Genomic DNA, 15,109 nt, shown 5'->3' on the forward strand with positions numbered 1-15,109 from the left:
CTTTCCTTCCCTCAGGCTGACGCGGTGGCGACAGGCGCCGATGGATGGATGTCGAACTCGCGCAACAGTCTCGCGGTTTCGTGGAGAGGCAGGCCCATCACCGCCGAGTAGCTGCCGGCCAGGCGGGTGACGAACTGCTCGGCGCGCCCCTGGATCCCGTAGGCACCCGCCTTGCCCATGGCTTCGCCGCTGGCCACGTAGGCCGCGATGTCATCTTCGTCCAGCTCGGCGAAACTCACGTCGGTGACGACGAACGCCTGTGCTTCGCGCGCGGCGCTGACCACCGAGACCGCGGACACGGCCTGGTGCGTGCGGCCCGACAACCGGCGCAACATGGCGGCGGCATCGGCGGCATCCACGGGCTTGCCGAAGACCTCGTCGTCCAGGATCACCTCGGTGTCGGCGGCCAGCACCACGGCACCGGGCGAGCCCATCACCTTCAACAGGCCGGCGCCCGCCTTCTCGCGGGCGACCCGGCGCACGTACTCCGTGGCGGGTTCGCCGGGCTGGCGGTGTTCGGGGATGTCGAGGTCGATGCGGCCGAACGAGAGCCCCAGGCGGGTCAGCAGTTCGGCGCGGCGGGGGGATTGGGAAGCCAGGTAGAGCATCCCGGAAGAATAACCTGCGGCGCCTGACTGAATGACCGCTGATGATGGCCGGGACGGCGTAACCCTGCGCCGCATCACGGCCCGTTCATGTCATCGTGAACACCCTTGCGCGTCGACGACGACCGGGTGCCCGCACGCCCGAACCACGAAAAGGAGATCCCATGCGTCTGCCCCTGCTTCGCCCGCTACTGCTCGCCATCACCCTGTCTCTGGGAACCACTGCCGCCATGACCACTTCCGCCCAGACTGCGCCGGCCTATGCCATCCCGGCCGACGGCACGCTGCTCAACGTCTCCGCGCAGGCCGAGGCCTCCCGCGTTCCCGACATCGCCACCATCTCCGCCGGCGTGGTCACCCAGGCCGTCGACGGCAACACCGCCATGCGCCAGAACAGCGAGCAGATGGCCAAGGTCGTGGCCGCGATCAAGGCCGCCGGGATCGCCGACAAGGACGTGCAGACCAGCGGCATCAGCCTCAATCCGCAATACCGCTACGCCGAGAACGAAGCACCGAAGATCACCGGCTACCAGGCCAACAACACCGTCAGCATCAAGGTCCGCGACATCGCCAAGCTGGGCAAGGTGCTGGACGCCCTGGCCGGCGTGGGTGCGAACCAGATCAACGGCCCCAGCTTCGAGATCGACAATCCGGAACCGGTCTACGACGAGGCGCGCCTGGCCGCGCTGAAGAAGGCCCAGACCCGTGCGGAGACCTATGCCAAGTCGCTCGGCCTGAAGGTGCGCCGCATCGTCAGCATCTCCGAAGGCAATGGCGGCTTCCGCCCGATGCCGATGATGGCGATGGCGAAGATGGAGGCCCGCGACGCCAGCGGTGCGCCGCCGGTTTCGCCAGGCGAGACCACCGTCTCGATCAACCTGGACGTGGTGTTCGAACTGGGCAAGTAAGCACCGCCTGCTCCCGACGACGGCGCCCTGCGGGGCGCCGTTTTCGTTGGATGGGCGGATGGCCGGACTACGCCGAAGGTCGAACCCCACCCCCCTTGCGGACGCCATCCGCCGGAGTACAGTCTGGACATGCGGCGCCGGGACGTTGCAACCCCACTCCTCGCGGCCGAGCGTTGTTCCGTTCACAGCCCTCAGGAGGTGGATCATGGTTCGCGCACTACCCCACGGTTCCGATACCCGCATCGAGCTCGGCCGCATCGCGGCCATCGCCGCCGCCATCGCGGTCCATGCCGCCGCCCTGCTCATGCTGCTGATGCCGATGGCGGCGCCGCCGATCGCAGCACCTGTGAAGCCTAAGATCGTCATCGAGTGGTACAAAAAGGAACAGGTCGAGCCCAAACCGGTTGAAGCAGAGATCGTCAAGCGGGTCACGCCCAAGCCTGTCGAGCCACGTCCGGTCGTGAAGCCTGTCGAGGACAAGCAGATTGTCGATGCTCCCATCGTCGTGGACCAGGGCAGCGAGCGCGCCATCGATACCTCCGTCGCCGCAATCGACAGCGGCGATATCGGCGTCCCGTCGCACGGCACCGGTCCATTGCCCTCCGCCACGCTTGAATACGTCCGCGCGACGTCGCCTCGCTATCCGATCAGCGAGCTGAAGAGTGGCGTGGAAGGCACGGTGGTCCTGCGCGTGCTGGTGGATGTGGACGGCACGCCCCTCGACGTGAGCATCGAGAACAGCAGCGGCAACCGCAATCTGGACAGGTCCGCCCTCCAGCACGTGCTGAAGACCTGGCGCTTCAAGCCCGCCATGCAGAACGGGCAGGCGGTGCAGGCTTACGGCCTGGTGCCGATCGCCTTCAGCCTGCAGTGATCTTCCTGGAATGAAAGCAGAAGCCCGCCGGAAGGCGGGCTTCTGCTTTCTGCAGGAGCGACGCAAGTCGCGACCGCAGACCATCCGATCTCGATCTGCCACTACCTCGGCTCGCTTTCCGTGGCGGATGTCGATTCCCGTGTATGCACGACGCGCGGTCGCGACTCGCGGCGCTCCCGCAGAAAGCGCCCATCGCTCAGGCGCGGTGGTAGGGATGGTTCGCCAGCATCGCCGCCGCGCGGTAGACCTGCTCCGCTACCAGCAGTCGCACCAGCATGTGCGGCAACGTCAGCGGGCTGAGCGACCACTTCTCGTGTGCAGCAGCCACGACATCGGGTGCATGGCCTTCAGGCCCCCCGATCAGCAGCGCGATATCGCGGCCCAGCGTACGCCAGTGTTCCAGCCGCTGGGCGAGTTGTTCCGACGAGTACGGCCTGCCGGTCACTTCCAGCGCGACCACATGGGCATTCTTCGGCAAGGCCGCGAGTACGCGCTTGCCCTCGTCCTCGATCGCACGCTGCGGATCGCGGCCCTTGCCACGCAGGCCCGGCTCGATTTCGACCAGTTCGAACGGCAGCCAGTGCGACAGGCGCTTCTGGTACTCGGCGAAGCCTTGGGCGACCCACGCGGGCGCACGCTCGCCGGTGGCGATGAGACGGCATTTCATGTCGCCATGATAGCGGCGTCACACGTTCATCGGCCCGCTTGCAAGGGTCATGCCTTTGTCATGTGGCGGTTATGTGCGCTGCCTAGCGTCGCGGACTCCCCAGCCCGCAGGAGTCGCATGATGACGATGTTCGATCCCTCCCGCCGCCAGGTCCTGAAAGGCAGTGCCGCCGCCGTCGCCATGGGTGCCATCGGCAGCCTCGGCGCGTTGCATGCGCGACAGGCCCATGCCGCCACGGCCGCGACACAACTCTCACCGGTTCCGAGCCGCTATGGCCCGCTCGCGCCGGTCGCGGATGACGCCACCGGCCTGCCGTTGCTGCAACTGCCGCGCGGCTTCCGCTACCGCTCCTTCGGCTGGAGCGGCGACCGCATGGATGACGGCCAGCCCTGCCCCGACCGCCACGACGGCATGGCCGTCGTCGGCGTGCGCCATCCACGCCGCGGCCGGGGCGGCAAGGGCCACGGACATGGCCTGGAGTACGCGCTGATCCGCAATCACGAGCGCGGCGCCGGCACGCCGATCCGGGCACCCGGCATGTACGACACCGGCACGGTCAGCGGCGCCGAGCGCGCGGGCGGCGGCACCACGACCCTGGGCTGGCGCCATGGCGAATGGACGCGCATGGAGCCGAGCCTGGGCGGCACGCTGGTGAACTGCGCGGGCGGCCTGACGCCGTGGGGTACGTGGCTGAGCTGCGAAGAGATCAAGACCGACGCCACCTCCAGCACCGGCCGCAAGCATGGCTACGTGTTCGAGGTGGATCCCGAGAACGAACGCACGACCGGCCGCCCGCTGGTGGGCCTGGGCCGCTTCAGCCACGAAGCGGTGGCCGTGGATCCGCGCACCGGCATCGTCTACCTGACCGAGGACGACCGGAACAAGTCGGGCCTGTACCGCTTCATCCCGAACGACCGTCGCGGCCGCAACGGCTCGCTGGAGAACGGTGGCCGGCTGCAGGCGGCGCGCGTGCGTGGTCGTCGCAACGTCGACCTCAGCGTGGCGGCGATCGGCGACGAATACGCACTGGAGTGGGTGGATGTTCCCGATCCGGACCTGGACACGATCGTGGCGCCGGCCGGGTTCCCCGACATTTCCGCCGGGGAGACGCTGAGCGGGCCGTTCGCGCAGGCGTGGAGCGAAGGCGCGCTGCGCATGAGCCGTGGCGAAGGCATCTGGTACAGCTACGGCAAGATGTTCATCGTCGACACCAGCACGGGCGTGGACGCGCAGGGCCGCAAGGGTCGTGGCAACGGGTCAATGTGGGTCCTCGACCTGTTCACGCAGCGCCTGAAGGCGCTGTTCGTCAGCGGCCACCAGCTGGCTGCCCACAACCCCGACAACATCACCGTCAGTGGCCGTGGCGGCGTCGTGCTGTGCGAAGACGGCGGCGAGAGTCCCGACGAATACGGCCCCGGCGCGCGCCTGATCGGTTTGACCCGTGCCGGCGAGTCGTTCTACCTGTGCAAGAACAACGTGCAGCTGACATCCACGCAGATCGCCAATGCGGGCAAGTCGGTGCCCGAGGGCGACTACCGCGAGAGCGAATTCTGCGGCGCGTGCTGGGACCCCTTCTCGCGCACGCTGTTCGTCAACCTGCAGACGCCGGGCATCACCGTCGCGATCACCGGCCCGTGGGAGCGCGGGCCGCTCTGACGGAGATCAGCGGAACGAAGAACGGCGCCCTGGGGCGCCGTTCCTTCGATGCATGACGATCGGCCTCAGAGCCGCGATTCGTCAGCCGTTTCGATGTCTTCCGGCGGCTGGTCGCCCACGGTCCACAGGCGCTCGAGCGCGTAGAACTCGCGCACGCGCGGCAGCATGACGTGGACGATCACATCACCCAGGTCAACGAGGACCCATTCGGCCTCGCGCTCGCCTTCCACACCCAGCGGCATCACGTCGAGCTTCTTGGCGAACTTCACCACTTCGTCGGCAATCGATTTCACATGGCGGGTCGACGTGCCCGAGGCGATCACCAGGTAATCGGCGACGCTGGACTTGCCGCGCACGTCGATCTCGACGACATCCTTGGCTTTCAGCTCCTGCACGGCGGCATGCACCGTGGCGAGCAGGTCCGGCAGGGCCGGCGGCGGACTGGGCAGACGGGTCTTGATGACGTGGGCTTGGCTGGACAAAGGCTTGGTGGCTCTGGGAGTACGGCGGCGATTATAGCGAACCCGTGCCGGCCGCCCGTGATGCGTAAAGCCTTTCGTCGGCAATGGCGTCCGCGACCGCCGCCGGAACGAGGTGCCGCCAGACTTCGCCCGCAGCGATGCGACGGCGGATCTCGGTCGCCGATTCGGGCTGAAGCGGGTGACCGAGCCGGTATACACGCCCCGCGGGCACCCGCCACAGTCCATCGGGACACGATATCCACCGGTCGGCGAGGGCATCCGACAGCACCGGGGGAAAGCCCGCGCCCAACGGACTGCCGGGACGGTCGGCGACGATGAAATGCGCCAGATCGAAGAGCGCCGTCCACTCCCGCCAGGTCGGCAGGCCCAGCAGGCTGTCCGCACCGATCAGCAGGGCGACCGGGACCGCGTCGCCCTGCTCGGCCCGGAGTTCGCGCAGCGTATCGATGGTGTAGGAGCGGCCGTCCGGCTCCCGCGCCGCACGGAGCAGTTCGCGCCGGTCCACGCGCAGGCCGGCTTCATCCGCCACCGCCAGGTCGAGCAGATGCGCGCGCTGGCAAGCGGTGGCGCCCGGCGGGGCACGATGGGGGGGGTCGGCTGCCGGCATCAGGTTGACCGGCACGCGGAATTCATCGCGCGCAGCGCGCGCAATGGCCAGGTGCCCGTTGTGGACGGGGTCGAACGTGCCACCGTAGTAGAGCTGCAGCCGTGATGCGTGAGGCGTGAGGGTGGATTCGTGGTTCGGCATCGGCATCGGCATCGGCTTCCGCGAATCAAGAATCGCCGATCGCCACGTCACGCCACCAGCAGGCGCACGGCCTTCGCCTCGGCGATCGCCAGCAGCAGGCGCTCCAGGCCCACCCAGGCATCGCCATCGCCCCGCCCTTTCGCGGTGCGGTCGATCTTCGACGCTTCGGCAACGAAACGGTCCCAGCGTGCTGGCGTCGCATGCCGTTGCAGCGCACGCTTGAACGGCGCCTGCTTGGCTTCCCAGATGCCCTGCGATTTCATTTCGGCAGCGAGGTTGCCGCCACTGGCCTGCACGCGCGCCAGCGCTGCGGTGCGCAGCAGCTCCTTGACGACCATCGGCATCAGGCCGGCGACCATGTCGCCTTCTGCGCGCAGGCCGGCGAGGATGCGCGAAACCTGCGCGCCCTGCCCGGCCAGCACTGCATCGGTCAGGCGGAAAACGTCGTAGCGGGCAGCGTTCGCGACCAGCGATTCCATCCGCTCGACATCCAGCACCTCGCCTTCGCTGAGCAGGGCGAGCTTGTCGATTTCCTGCGCGGCCGCCAGCAGGTTGCCTTCGACGCGATCGGCCAGCAGTTGCACGGCATCGCGGTCTGCACGCACGCCCTTGCTGCGCAGGCGGCTTTCGATCCAGCCTGGAAGCTCGTGCGGTTTGATGGCCCATGCCACCGCGACCACACCGACGCGTGCGATGGCATCGCTCCACTTGCCCTGGTAGGCCTTGCCCCATTCGCCGGCGGTGATCAGCAGCACCACGTCCGGTGGCGGGTTGGCGCAGAACGCGCTGATGATCTCGGCGCCCTCCTTGCCCGGTTTGCCGCCCGGCAGCCGGACCTCGACCAGGCGGCGCGCACTGAACAGGCTGGGCGCATTGAAGCTCGCCTCCAGCCGGTCCCAGTCGAAATCACGCCCGTCGGCATCGAAGACTTCGCGCTCGCCGATGCCCTGCGCGCGCGCCTGTGCACGCACCGCATCCGCAGCTTCCAGCACGCGCAGCGTTTCGGGACCCGCGATCAGGTAGACCGGATGCAGCATCTCGGACGCGCCGCGCGCGGCCAGCTGTTCCGGCTTGAGTTCCATCAGGGCGCCACGTTCACCGGACCGGAGCGCACCACGCCGTCGATGCGGCGCAGGATGGAGGCCGCCATGTCGCGACGCAGCTCGTCAGCGAGTACTTCGCGCTCTGTCGCGGTACCGGTCGCATCCTGCGGTGGCGACACGTAATCCCGCGACAGCTCTACGACCTGCTGCGGCACCAGGTCGGTCCCGTCCGCGCGCTTGAACGCGAAGACCACCGCGTAGCGCAGACTGAATTCCTGCGCGCGGCCGAACTGGTCCACGGCGATAGGCAGGTCGCCCCAGCGCTCGGACAGGATGCGCAGCGTGGCCACCTGCTCTTCGGGCATCGCGGCATTGTCTTCGCCGATGGGCGCGGCTAGCGTCGCACCCGCGCCCTGCAGGCCACGCGACAGGCTGGTGACCAGCGCGCTGTAGGACGTGGACGCGCCCTGCACCCTGATCGGCCCCAGGTCGGACGGCAGCGCGATCTTGTTGCGCAGGTGGAAACCGCAACCGGCCAGGAAGACCAGGGCGACGAGGAGCAGAGGCAGGCGGAATCGGGTCATGGGCGAAGTCTGGACGAGGCCGTCATGGGCGGCAATAGCGTAGCCGGACCGCAGGTGAACACCGGGGCAAGACGTCCGCCGCCGATATCCATCCGCAGCACGGCTTCGCCGGTCAACCCGCCACGATGTTGACGATCTTGCCCGGCACCACGATCACCTTCCGGATCGCCAGGCCTTCAAGGAACTTCGCGGTGTTCGGTTCCGCCCTGGCCAGCGATTCGACCAGGTCGCGCGGTGCATCGGCAGCCACGTCGATCGTGCCGCGCAGCTTGCCGTTGACCTGGATCGCCAGGGTGACCGAATCGCGCACCAGCGCATCCTGGTCGACCTGCGGGAATGCCACGTCCTCGATCAGCGTCTCATCGTGGCCCAGCGCCTGCCACAGGGCGTGGCTGGCATGCGGCGTGATCGGGTTGAGCAGCAGCACCGCAGCTTCCAGTGCTTCCTGGCGCACCGCACGCCCCTGCGCACTGGCGTCGTCGAACTTGCCCAGCGTGTTGGACAGCTCCATCACCGCGGCGATGGCAGTGTTGAAGCTGTGGCGCTTGCCGTAATCGTTGCCGACCTTGTCGATGGTCTCGTGGGTCTTGCGGCGTACGGCCTTCTGGTCGGCGGTGAGCGCTGCCACTTCCACCGCGGGTGCGGCTCCGTCGGCCACATGCTTCTGCACCTGCGTCCACAGGCGGCGCAGGAAGCGCGCCATGCCTTCCACGCCGGCTTCGTTCCACTCCAGCGACTGCTCGGGCGGCGCGGCGAACATCGAGAACAGGCGCACGGTGTCGGCGCCGAACTTGTCCACCATCGACTGCGGGTCGACGCCGTTGTTCTTCGACTTCGACATCTTCTCGACCGGGCCGATCTTCACCGGCTGCCCATCCGCCTTCAGCGTGGCGCCGACGACGCGGGCCTTGTCGTCGCGCTGGATCTCGACATCGACCGGATTGATCCAGTCCTTCGACCCGTCCGCATTGTCGCGATAGAACGTCTCGGCGATCACCATGCCCTGCGTGAGCAGGTTGGTGGCCGGCTCGTCGCTGTCCACCAGTCGCGCGTCGCGCAGCAGCTTGTGGTAGAAGCGGAAGTACATCAGGTGCAGGATCGCGTGCTCGATGCCGCCGATGTACTGGTCCACCGGCAGCCAGTAGTTGCCGCGCTTGTCGACCATGTCCTTCGCACCGGGCGAGGTGTAGCGAGCGTAGTACCAGCTCGATTCCATGAAGGTGTCGAAGGTGTCGGTCTCGCGCTCGGCGGCGGCGCCACATTGCGGGCACTTCGTCTTGCGCCATTCGGGGTCGGCCTTGATCGGCGACTTCACGCCATCCAGGGTGACGTTTTCCGGCAGCACGACCGGCAGATCGGAATCCGGCACCGGCACGGCGCCGCAGGATTCGCAGTAGATGACCGGAATCGGGCAACCCCAGTAGCGCTGGCGGCTGACGCCCCAGTCGCGCAGGCGGTAGTTCACCCGGCGCTGGCCCTGGCCCTTGCGCTCGAAGCGCTCGGCCAGCGCCTCGAACGCGCCGCGGTAGTCCAGGCCATCGAACTCGCCCGAGTTGACCAGTTCCAGGTCGTCACGCGTCTTGTCGCCGTACCAGTCACGCCAGGTGGTCGGGTCGTAGGTCTTTTCGTCGTCGGTCTTCGGTGCCTTCAGTGCGATGACCTGCTGGATCGGCAGCGCGTACTTGGTGGCGAACTCGAAGTCGCGCGGGTCGTGGCCCGGCACCGCCATCACCGCTCCCGTGCCGTAACCCATCAGCACGAAGTTGGCGACCCACACCGGGACCTTGTCACCGGTGACCGGATGGACGGCCCTCAGCCCGGTGTCCATGCCGCGCTTTTCCTGCGTCTCGAGCTCGGCTTCGGACACGCCACCGTGCTTCAGTTCTTCCAGGAACGCGGCCAGCGCCGGATTGGACGCGGCGGCCTTCAGCGCCAGGGGGTGCTCGCCGGCGATCGACACGAAGGTCACGCCCATCAGCGTGTCCGGGCGGGTGGTGAATACCGTCAATGGCTCCTGGCCTTCGACGACGAACTGGATTTCCAGGCCCTCGGAACGGCCGATCCAGTTGCGCTGCATGGTCTTGACCGCATCCGGCCAGCCCGGCAACTCGTCGAGGCCGTCCAGCAGCTCCTGTGCGTAGTCGGTGATGCGCAGGAACCATTGCGGGATTTCGCGCTTCTCCACCACCGCGCCGCTGCGCCAGCCGCGGCCATCGATGACCTGCTCGTTGGCCAGCACGGTCTGGTCCACCGGGTCCCAGTTCACCACCGAGTTCTTGCGGTAGGCCAGGCCCTTGCGCAGCAGCCGCGTGAACATGCGCTGCTCGTGCACGTAGTACTCGGGGCGGCAGGTGGCGAACTCGCGCGACCAGTCGATCGCGTAGCCCAGCGACTTCAGCTGGCTGCGCATGTGCTCGATGTTGGCGTAGGTCCACTTGGCGGGCGCGGTCTTGTTCTTGATCGCGGCGTTCTCCGCCGGCAGGCCGAACGCATCCCAGCCCATCGGTTGCAGCACGTTGTGGCCCGTCATCCGCTTGTAGCGGCTGATCACATCGCCGATGGTGTAGTTGCGCACGTGGCCCATGTGCAGCGCACCGGACGGGTACGGCAGCATCGACAGGCAGTAGTACTTCGGCTTGTCCGACTGCTCGTCGACCTCGAAGGCGCGCCGGGCCTCCCAGAAGGCCTGGGCCTGGGACTCGACGGTTTTCGGATCGTAGGAAGCGGGTTCGGCAACAGTGGACATGGCGGTGTGCGGCTACGGCGACGGCAAAGCGGCCAAGGGTACCGCAGCGCACCATGACCCGCCACGCCAACGGTTAGCATGGGCGCGTCGAAACCGGGGATCCAAGATGACCAAGCGCCTGTTTGCCCTAGCCCTGGCAGCCGCCAGCCTGCCCGTTGCGGCCGCCGAACCGGCCCCGCCCGCCACGCTGGCCCTGCATTGCGGCCAGTTGTTCGATGCCCGCAGCGGCAAGGTGCTGGGCGAACACACGGTGCTGGTCCGCGACGGCAGGATCGCCGAAGTCATTCCCGGCCGCGCCAAGCTGACCGACGCCGAATCGATCGTCCTGAACGACCACACCTGCACGCCCGGCTGGACCGACCTGCATGTCCATCTCGGCAGCGAATCCAGCCCGCAGAGCTACTCCGAAGGGTTCCGGCTGGACCCGGTGGACTACGCCTTCCGCTCCGTGGGCTTCGCCGAAAAGACCCTGATGGCCGGCTTCACCAGCGTGCGCGACCTGGGCGGCGACGTGGCGCCGCACCTGCGCGACGCCGTCAGCCAGGGCCTGGTGAAGGGTCCGCGCATCTTCGCCGCCGGCAAGTCCATCGCCACCACCGGCGGCCATGCCGACCCCACCAACGGCTACAACGACCGCCTTTCGCACCTGCTCGGCCCGCCCGGCCCGACCGAAGGCGTGATCAATTCGCCCGACGAGGCGCGCCAGGCCGTGCGCCAGCGCTACAAGGACGGCAGCGATGTCATCAAGATCACCGCGACCGGCGGGGTGCTGAGTTACGCCAAGTCGGGGGATGCGCCGCAGTTCGTGGTGGACGAGATCAAGGCCATCGTGGATACCGCGCGGGATTACGGCTTCCGCGTGGCGGCGCATGCGCACGGCAAGGAAGGCATGAGGCGCGCCATCCTCGGCGGCGTCACCAGCATCGAGCACGGTACTTACATGGACGACGAAATCATGCGGCTGATGAAGCAGCATGGCACCTGGTACGTGCCGACGATCTACGCGGGCCGCTTCGTGGCCGACAAGGCGAAGATCGATGGCTACTTCCCGCCCGTGGTCCGACCGAAAGCGCAGCGCATCGGCGCGCTGATCCAGCAGACCGCCAGCAATGCGTACCGCAACGGGGTGAAGATCGCCTTCGGCACCGACATGGGGGTAGGCCCGCACGGCGACAACGCGCGCGAGTTCCTCTACATGGTGGAAGCCGGCATTCCCGCCAACGTGGCCCTGCAGGCCGCCACGATCCGCGCGGCGGAAGTGCTGGGCGTGGACGACCAGGGCGTGATCGAGACCGGCAAGCGCGCCGACATCGTGGCCGTCCCGGGCGATCCCGTGGCCGACATCAATGCGGTGCTGAAGGTCGACTTCGTGATGAAGGACGGCAAGGTGTATCGCCGGCCGCACCTCGACGCCCCCGCCCGATGACGCGATGACGAACGCGCCGCAGCGCGCCGTCGTGCGGAACGCCCGGTACCAGGCCATGCTCGCGCGGCGGAGGTATTCACCTTCCGGCGCGCGACGCAACGCACAGCCAGAGCAGCCACGCGGCATAGCCGAGTCGCTGCGCCACGCCCGCCGGCATCCATTCGACCGCCAGCAGCGCGCTGAACAGCACGACCGCGGCCGCCGCAATGCTCGCCACCACCGTCGGGCGCCACCGGCCCCGCCCGCGCATGCCGAGGGCGAACAGCGCTGCACCCGGCACGAATGCCACCCACCACAACAGCCATGCGGTCGCGTGCAGGCTGCTCGCGTCGTTATGCAGGTCTTCCGGGTCCAGCGGCAGCACGCCCAGCCCGGCGAAACCCAGCGCGGACAACAGCAGCAACTGCGCGCCGACGCGGGCGGGCCATCCTGCGTCGGCCGGCAACCGGTGCCTCAGGTCCAGCGCAGTGCCTGCGGCCAATATCCCCGTCAGCATGAAGCCCAGCAGGTTGAAGCCCAGCGCATGCGGCACGCCCTTCGCTCCCAGCACCGCCACCGGATGCCCGATCTGCGAGTAGCCCGACAGCGCCAAGCCGAAGCCCAGCACGGCGCAGGTGAAGGCGATCGCGGCGGCCACGCCGGTCAGGGGCAACAGGCGGGACGAGGGGATCGGCATGGCGTTCGCGACAGGAGGAGACGAGGTGTGCAGACGAACCGAGCCTGCACGCCGGGGACGCGCATCTTAGCGCCGGGGCCCTATTCCTTTTCCCAGCCGGTGCGGCCGCCCTGCGCGGCAGCCTGGTTTTCCTTGAGGTAATCCAGTGCCAGCGAGGCACTGCGGACCAGCATGCTGTTGTCGGCGGCGCCAAACGTCCAGGCACCCGCCATCCCCTTCGCATGCTGGTAGAACTCGGGCTCGGCGATCACTGCGCCAGTCGCCTGGTCGGTGAGCTTCACCTTCACCAGGATGCGCGAACTGCCCGCGAAGGCGCCCGCCCAGAACCGCGCACCCCCGCTGATGAAGCGGATCTTCTCGATGCGCGGCTCGATCACCAGCGTCCGCACGGGTGCATGCGTGGCAGGTGCCGCGTTGCGCTCTGCAACCCACACGCCCACGCGCTCGTCGAGGTTGCGTTGGAACGATGCCAGCGCCTCCTGGTTGGCCTTGTGCCCGGCATAGTCGGAGGCGAGCGTGGCGGGCTTGAGGTCGTAGCGGTCGAACTGTCCGAGTGCCTCGACCGGCGGCGGGTTCAACTCGGCTGACGCCTGGATTTCGTCCTTCGCCAGCGCCTGGCCGACGAAAGCCCATCCCAGCAACATGCCCACTACGACGCGACGCACATCCATCACAGCCTCCGGACCGATCATCGACGCGGCCGATGCCGCGGCGGCGACCTTAGCAGAGCGCCGCCGCGGGGCCCTATGCCAAAGGTTGCCAATGGAAAACGTCCTCCACGCCCACTCCGAAGGCCCGTGCGATACGGAAGGCCAGCTCCAGCGAGGGTGCGTAGCGCCCGGCTTCCAGCGCAATGATGGTCTGCCGCGTCACCCCGCAGGCATCGGCCAGGCCCTGCTGGGTCATCTCGCCGCGCTCAAAGCGAAGCCGCCGGATATCGTTGGCGATCGGCGTGCCGGTCATCGGCGGTCGCGCCCATGCGGCGGCGAAACCCGTGCTGACGCTTCACCACCGTTCACGCCTGCGTCCCCCGCCTATCCTTCCAGTACATCAGCGCGGTAGCCGCGTACTCGCAGAGCCACCCCCACATCAGCGCGAACACCAGCAGGTTGGCGATCATGAAGTGGGTCGCCCATGCCAGCCGGTCCGCGGGCGAGAACGCCAGCATCACCGCCAGACCAATCAGGCAGAACGTCAGTGCACTGCGTCCCCAGCCGGCGGCCTGCTTCTCGATCTCGCGGTCGCGTTCGTCCTCCTGCACCCGCCCCTTCCAGCGTGCGCCCAGCACGCCGGTCAGCACGCTCCAGGCCACCAGCAGCAATACCAGGTTGCGCCCGACCGCGCGCGCATCCGGGTTGTCCCAGGCCGGGCCGGCGACGAACACCTGTGACTTGGCGAGGAAATAGCCGGTCGCCACCAGCATGAACGCCGTGCCCACCCAGGCCTTCCACTCGCCCGGCGACAGGCCGCGCTCGGCCTCGCCCATGGGCATGCGCGAAACCGCATACATCGACACCCAGGCCACGGTCACCAGTAGCGCGGTACCCCATTTGCCCAGGTCGACGCCCAGCAGGATTCCCGGACCGGCCAGCAGGGCCCAGAACGCCAGCAGGGCGCCGACAAGGAGCAACAGCCAACCACCGCGTCGCACATCCATCAACGTAACTCCTGCAAGACAAAATGTAAGTCATACATTACATTTCGGAGGGACAATGTCAAATCATTTTTACATCACCTTGTATCCTGCCCGCCGCGGCACCATGTGAACGCGACTTCCCCACCCGCCATGAGCGACCCGATGAGCGAGCTGCCCCACGTTTTCGATGCCACCACCGAGACCTTCGAGGCCGACGTCCTGCGCAAGTCGCTGGAAGTGCCGGTGCTGGTGGATTTCTGGGCCACGTGGTGCGGGCCGTGCAAGACCCTGGGGCCGATCCTCGAGAAGCTGGCGGGCGAGTACAACGGCGCCTTCCTGCTGGCCAAGGTGGATGTGGACAAGGAGCAGCAGATCGCGGCCGCCTTCCAGATCCGCTCGGTGCCCACCGTGTTCCTGGTCAAGGACGGACAGCTGGTGGACGGATTTCCGGGCGCCCTGCCGGAAGGCCAGCTGCGCGAGTTCCTCGCCTCGCACGGCGTCCTGCCGGCGGAGGCGGCCGACGCCCCGGTCGTGGACGCCCCGCTCGACCCCCAGGCGCAGGTCGCCGCCTTGCGCGAGGCCGTCGCGGCCGATCCGGACAAGGACGAACTGAAGCTCGATCTGGTCCTCGCCCTGCTGAAGACCGGCGAGGCCACCGAGGCCGAGCGCCTGCTCGACGCACTGCCCGCCAACCTTGCCACCGACGATCGCGCGGTCAAGGCCCGCGCCCGCCTTGGCTTCGCTGCCGCGCTGAAGGACGCACCGTCCGTCGAAGCGTTGCGCGCTGCGGTGACCGCGAACGCAGACGACCTGCGCGCACGCCACCTGCTGGGCGTGCGCGCCCTGGTGGAAGGCGACTCCGAGGCCGCGTTGGAACAATTCCTGGAAATGCTCAAGCGCGACCGCGCGTATGAGGAGGGATTGGCGCGGAAGAGCCTGATCGATGCGTTCCGCGTGATCGAAGACGAGGCCCTGGTCAGCCAGTACCGCCGCAAGATGTCCTCCCTGCTGTTCTGATTTCCGAATTGCCCCGTACCTGTCCCTTTTGCACGCGCAGT

Annotated in this window: 16 protein-coding genes; 5 read left to right on the forward strand and 11 right to left on the reverse strand. The window is 67.8% G+C overall.

All coding sequences use genetic code 11. The features are described 5' to 3' along the window. Nucleotides 1-11: 11 nt before the first annotated feature. Nucleotides 12-608 carry a Maf family protein gene (locus AC3DET_RS03460; RefSeq protein WP_337730304.1) on the reverse strand — a complete coding sequence of 199 codons (597 nt, stop codon included), beginning with the start codon at nt 606-608 and terminating at the stop codon, nt 12-14. Between the two features lie 161 nt (nt 609-769). On the opposite strand from AC3DET_RS03460, the gene AC3DET_RS03465 reads away from it, so the two are divergent. Together AC3DET_RS03465 and AC3DET_RS03470 are read left to right on the forward strand one after the other, a co-directional pair. Continuing rightward, nucleotides 770-1,513: an SIMPL domain-containing protein gene (locus AC3DET_RS03465; RefSeq protein ID WP_337730305.1), complete on the forward strand. Its 744-nt coding sequence runs from the start codon at nt 770-772 to the stop codon at nt 1,511-1,513. Nucleotides 1,514-1,718: 205 nt separating this feature from the next. Next, a complete protein-coding gene (locus tag AC3DET_RS03470) occupies nt 1,719-2,387 on the forward strand; it encodes an energy transducer TonB (protein ID WP_446537513.1) in 669 nt (222 codons plus the stop codon). 196 nt (nt 2,388-2,583) lie between these two features. Here the strand turns inward: AC3DET_RS03470 and rlmH are convergent, their stop codons facing one another. Then, nucleotides 2,584-3,054 (reverse strand): 23S rRNA (pseudouridine(1915)-N(3))-methyltransferase RlmH, encoded by a 471-nt coding sequence (rlmH, locus tag AC3DET_RS03475; protein WP_488390719.1) that lies wholly within the window; start codon nt 3,052-3,054, stop codon nt 2,584-2,586. Between the two features lie 120 nt (nt 3,055-3,174). On the opposite strand from rlmH, the gene AC3DET_RS03480 reads away from it, so the two are divergent. After that, entirely contained in the window at nt 3,175-4,710 is a 1,536-nt protein-coding gene (locus AC3DET_RS03480) for an alkaline phosphatase PhoX (RefSeq protein ID WP_488391162.1), read from the forward strand. A gap of 65 nt (nt 4,711-4,775) precedes the next feature. On the opposite strand, the gene rsfS is transcribed toward AC3DET_RS03480, so the two are convergent. The 5 genes from rsfS to leuS form a co-directional block, all read right to left on the reverse strand. Beyond that, nucleotides 4,776-5,192, reverse strand: coding sequence for a ribosome silencing factor (rsfS, locus tag AC3DET_RS03485; protein ID WP_093490425.1), 417 nt, complete (start codon nt 5,190-5,192; stop codon nt 4,776-4,778). Between the two features lie 31 nt (nt 5,193-5,223). Further along, nucleotides 5,224-5,946 carry a nicotinate-nucleotide adenylyltransferase gene (gene nadD / locus AC3DET_RS03490; protein WP_488390720.1) on the reverse strand — a complete coding sequence of 241 codons (723 nt, stop codon included), beginning with the start codon at nt 5,944-5,946 and terminating at the stop codon, nt 5,224-5,226. 41 nt (nt 5,947-5,987) lie between these two features. After that, nucleotides 5,988-7,022 carry a DNA polymerase III subunit delta gene (gene holA / locus AC3DET_RS03495; RefSeq protein ID WP_488390721.1) on the reverse strand — a complete coding sequence of 345 codons (1,035 nt, stop codon included), beginning with the start codon at nt 7,020-7,022 and terminating at the stop codon, nt 5,988-5,990. Continuing rightward, the gene (locus AC3DET_RS03500) at nt 7,022-7,567 is read right to left on the reverse strand and encodes an LPS-assembly lipoprotein LptE (protein ID WP_488390722.1); all 546 of its coding nucleotides are present in this window, start codon (nt 7,565-7,567) and stop codon (nt 7,022-7,024) included. The genes holA and AC3DET_RS03500 overlap by 1 nt, the downstream gene beginning before the upstream one ends. A gap of 112 nt (nt 7,568-7,679) precedes the next feature. Then, nucleotides 7,680-10,313 (reverse strand): leucine--tRNA ligase, encoded by a 2,634-nt coding sequence (gene leuS / locus AC3DET_RS03505; protein ID WP_488390723.1) that lies wholly within the window; start codon nt 10,311-10,313, stop codon nt 7,680-7,682. Between the two features lie 106 nt (nt 10,314-10,419). Here leuS and AC3DET_RS03510 point away from each other — a divergent pair, with 106 nt between their 5' ends. Next, on the forward strand, nt 10,420-11,739 hold the full coding sequence (locus AC3DET_RS03510; RefSeq protein WP_488390724.1) for a metal-dependent hydrolase family protein: 1,320 nt from the start codon (nt 10,420-10,422) through the stop codon (nt 11,737-11,739). A gap of 76 nt (nt 11,740-11,815) precedes the next feature. Here AC3DET_RS03510 and AC3DET_RS03515 read toward each other — a convergent pair whose 3' ends face one another. The 4 genes from AC3DET_RS03515 to AC3DET_RS03530 form a co-directional block, all read right to left on the reverse strand. Next, nucleotides 11,816-12,415: a DUF998 domain-containing protein gene (locus AC3DET_RS03515; RefSeq protein ID WP_488390725.1), complete on the reverse strand. Its 600-nt coding sequence runs from the start codon at nt 12,413-12,415 to the stop codon at nt 11,816-11,818. 80 nt (nt 12,416-12,495) lie between these two features. Beyond that, nucleotides 12,496-13,086 carry a hypothetical protein gene (locus AC3DET_RS03520; protein WP_446537522.1) on the reverse strand — a complete coding sequence of 197 codons (591 nt, stop codon included), beginning with the start codon at nt 13,084-13,086 and terminating at the stop codon, nt 12,496-12,498. A gap of 73 nt (nt 13,087-13,159) precedes the next feature. Beyond that, nucleotides 13,160-13,378, reverse strand: coding sequence for a helix-turn-helix transcriptional regulator (locus AC3DET_RS03525; protein ID WP_142123772.1), 219 nt, complete (start codon nt 13,376-13,378; stop codon nt 13,160-13,162). Between the two features lie 52 nt (nt 13,379-13,430). Beyond that, nucleotides 13,431-14,072, reverse strand: a complete 642-nt coding sequence (locus tag AC3DET_RS03530; protein ID WP_488390726.1) for a hypothetical protein — start codon at nt 14,070-14,072, stop codon at nt 13,431-13,433. Between the two features lie 141 nt (nt 14,073-14,213). On the opposite strand from AC3DET_RS03530, the gene trxA reads away from it, so the two are divergent. After that, nucleotides 14,214-15,068 (forward strand): thioredoxin, encoded by an 855-nt coding sequence (trxA, locus tag AC3DET_RS03535; protein WP_337730315.1) that lies wholly within the window; start codon nt 14,214-14,216, stop codon nt 15,066-15,068. Nucleotides 15,069-15,109 lie beyond the last annotated feature (41 nt).

The sequence above is a fragment of the Pseudoxanthomonas sp. 97-1-1 genome, from assembly GCF_057773125.1.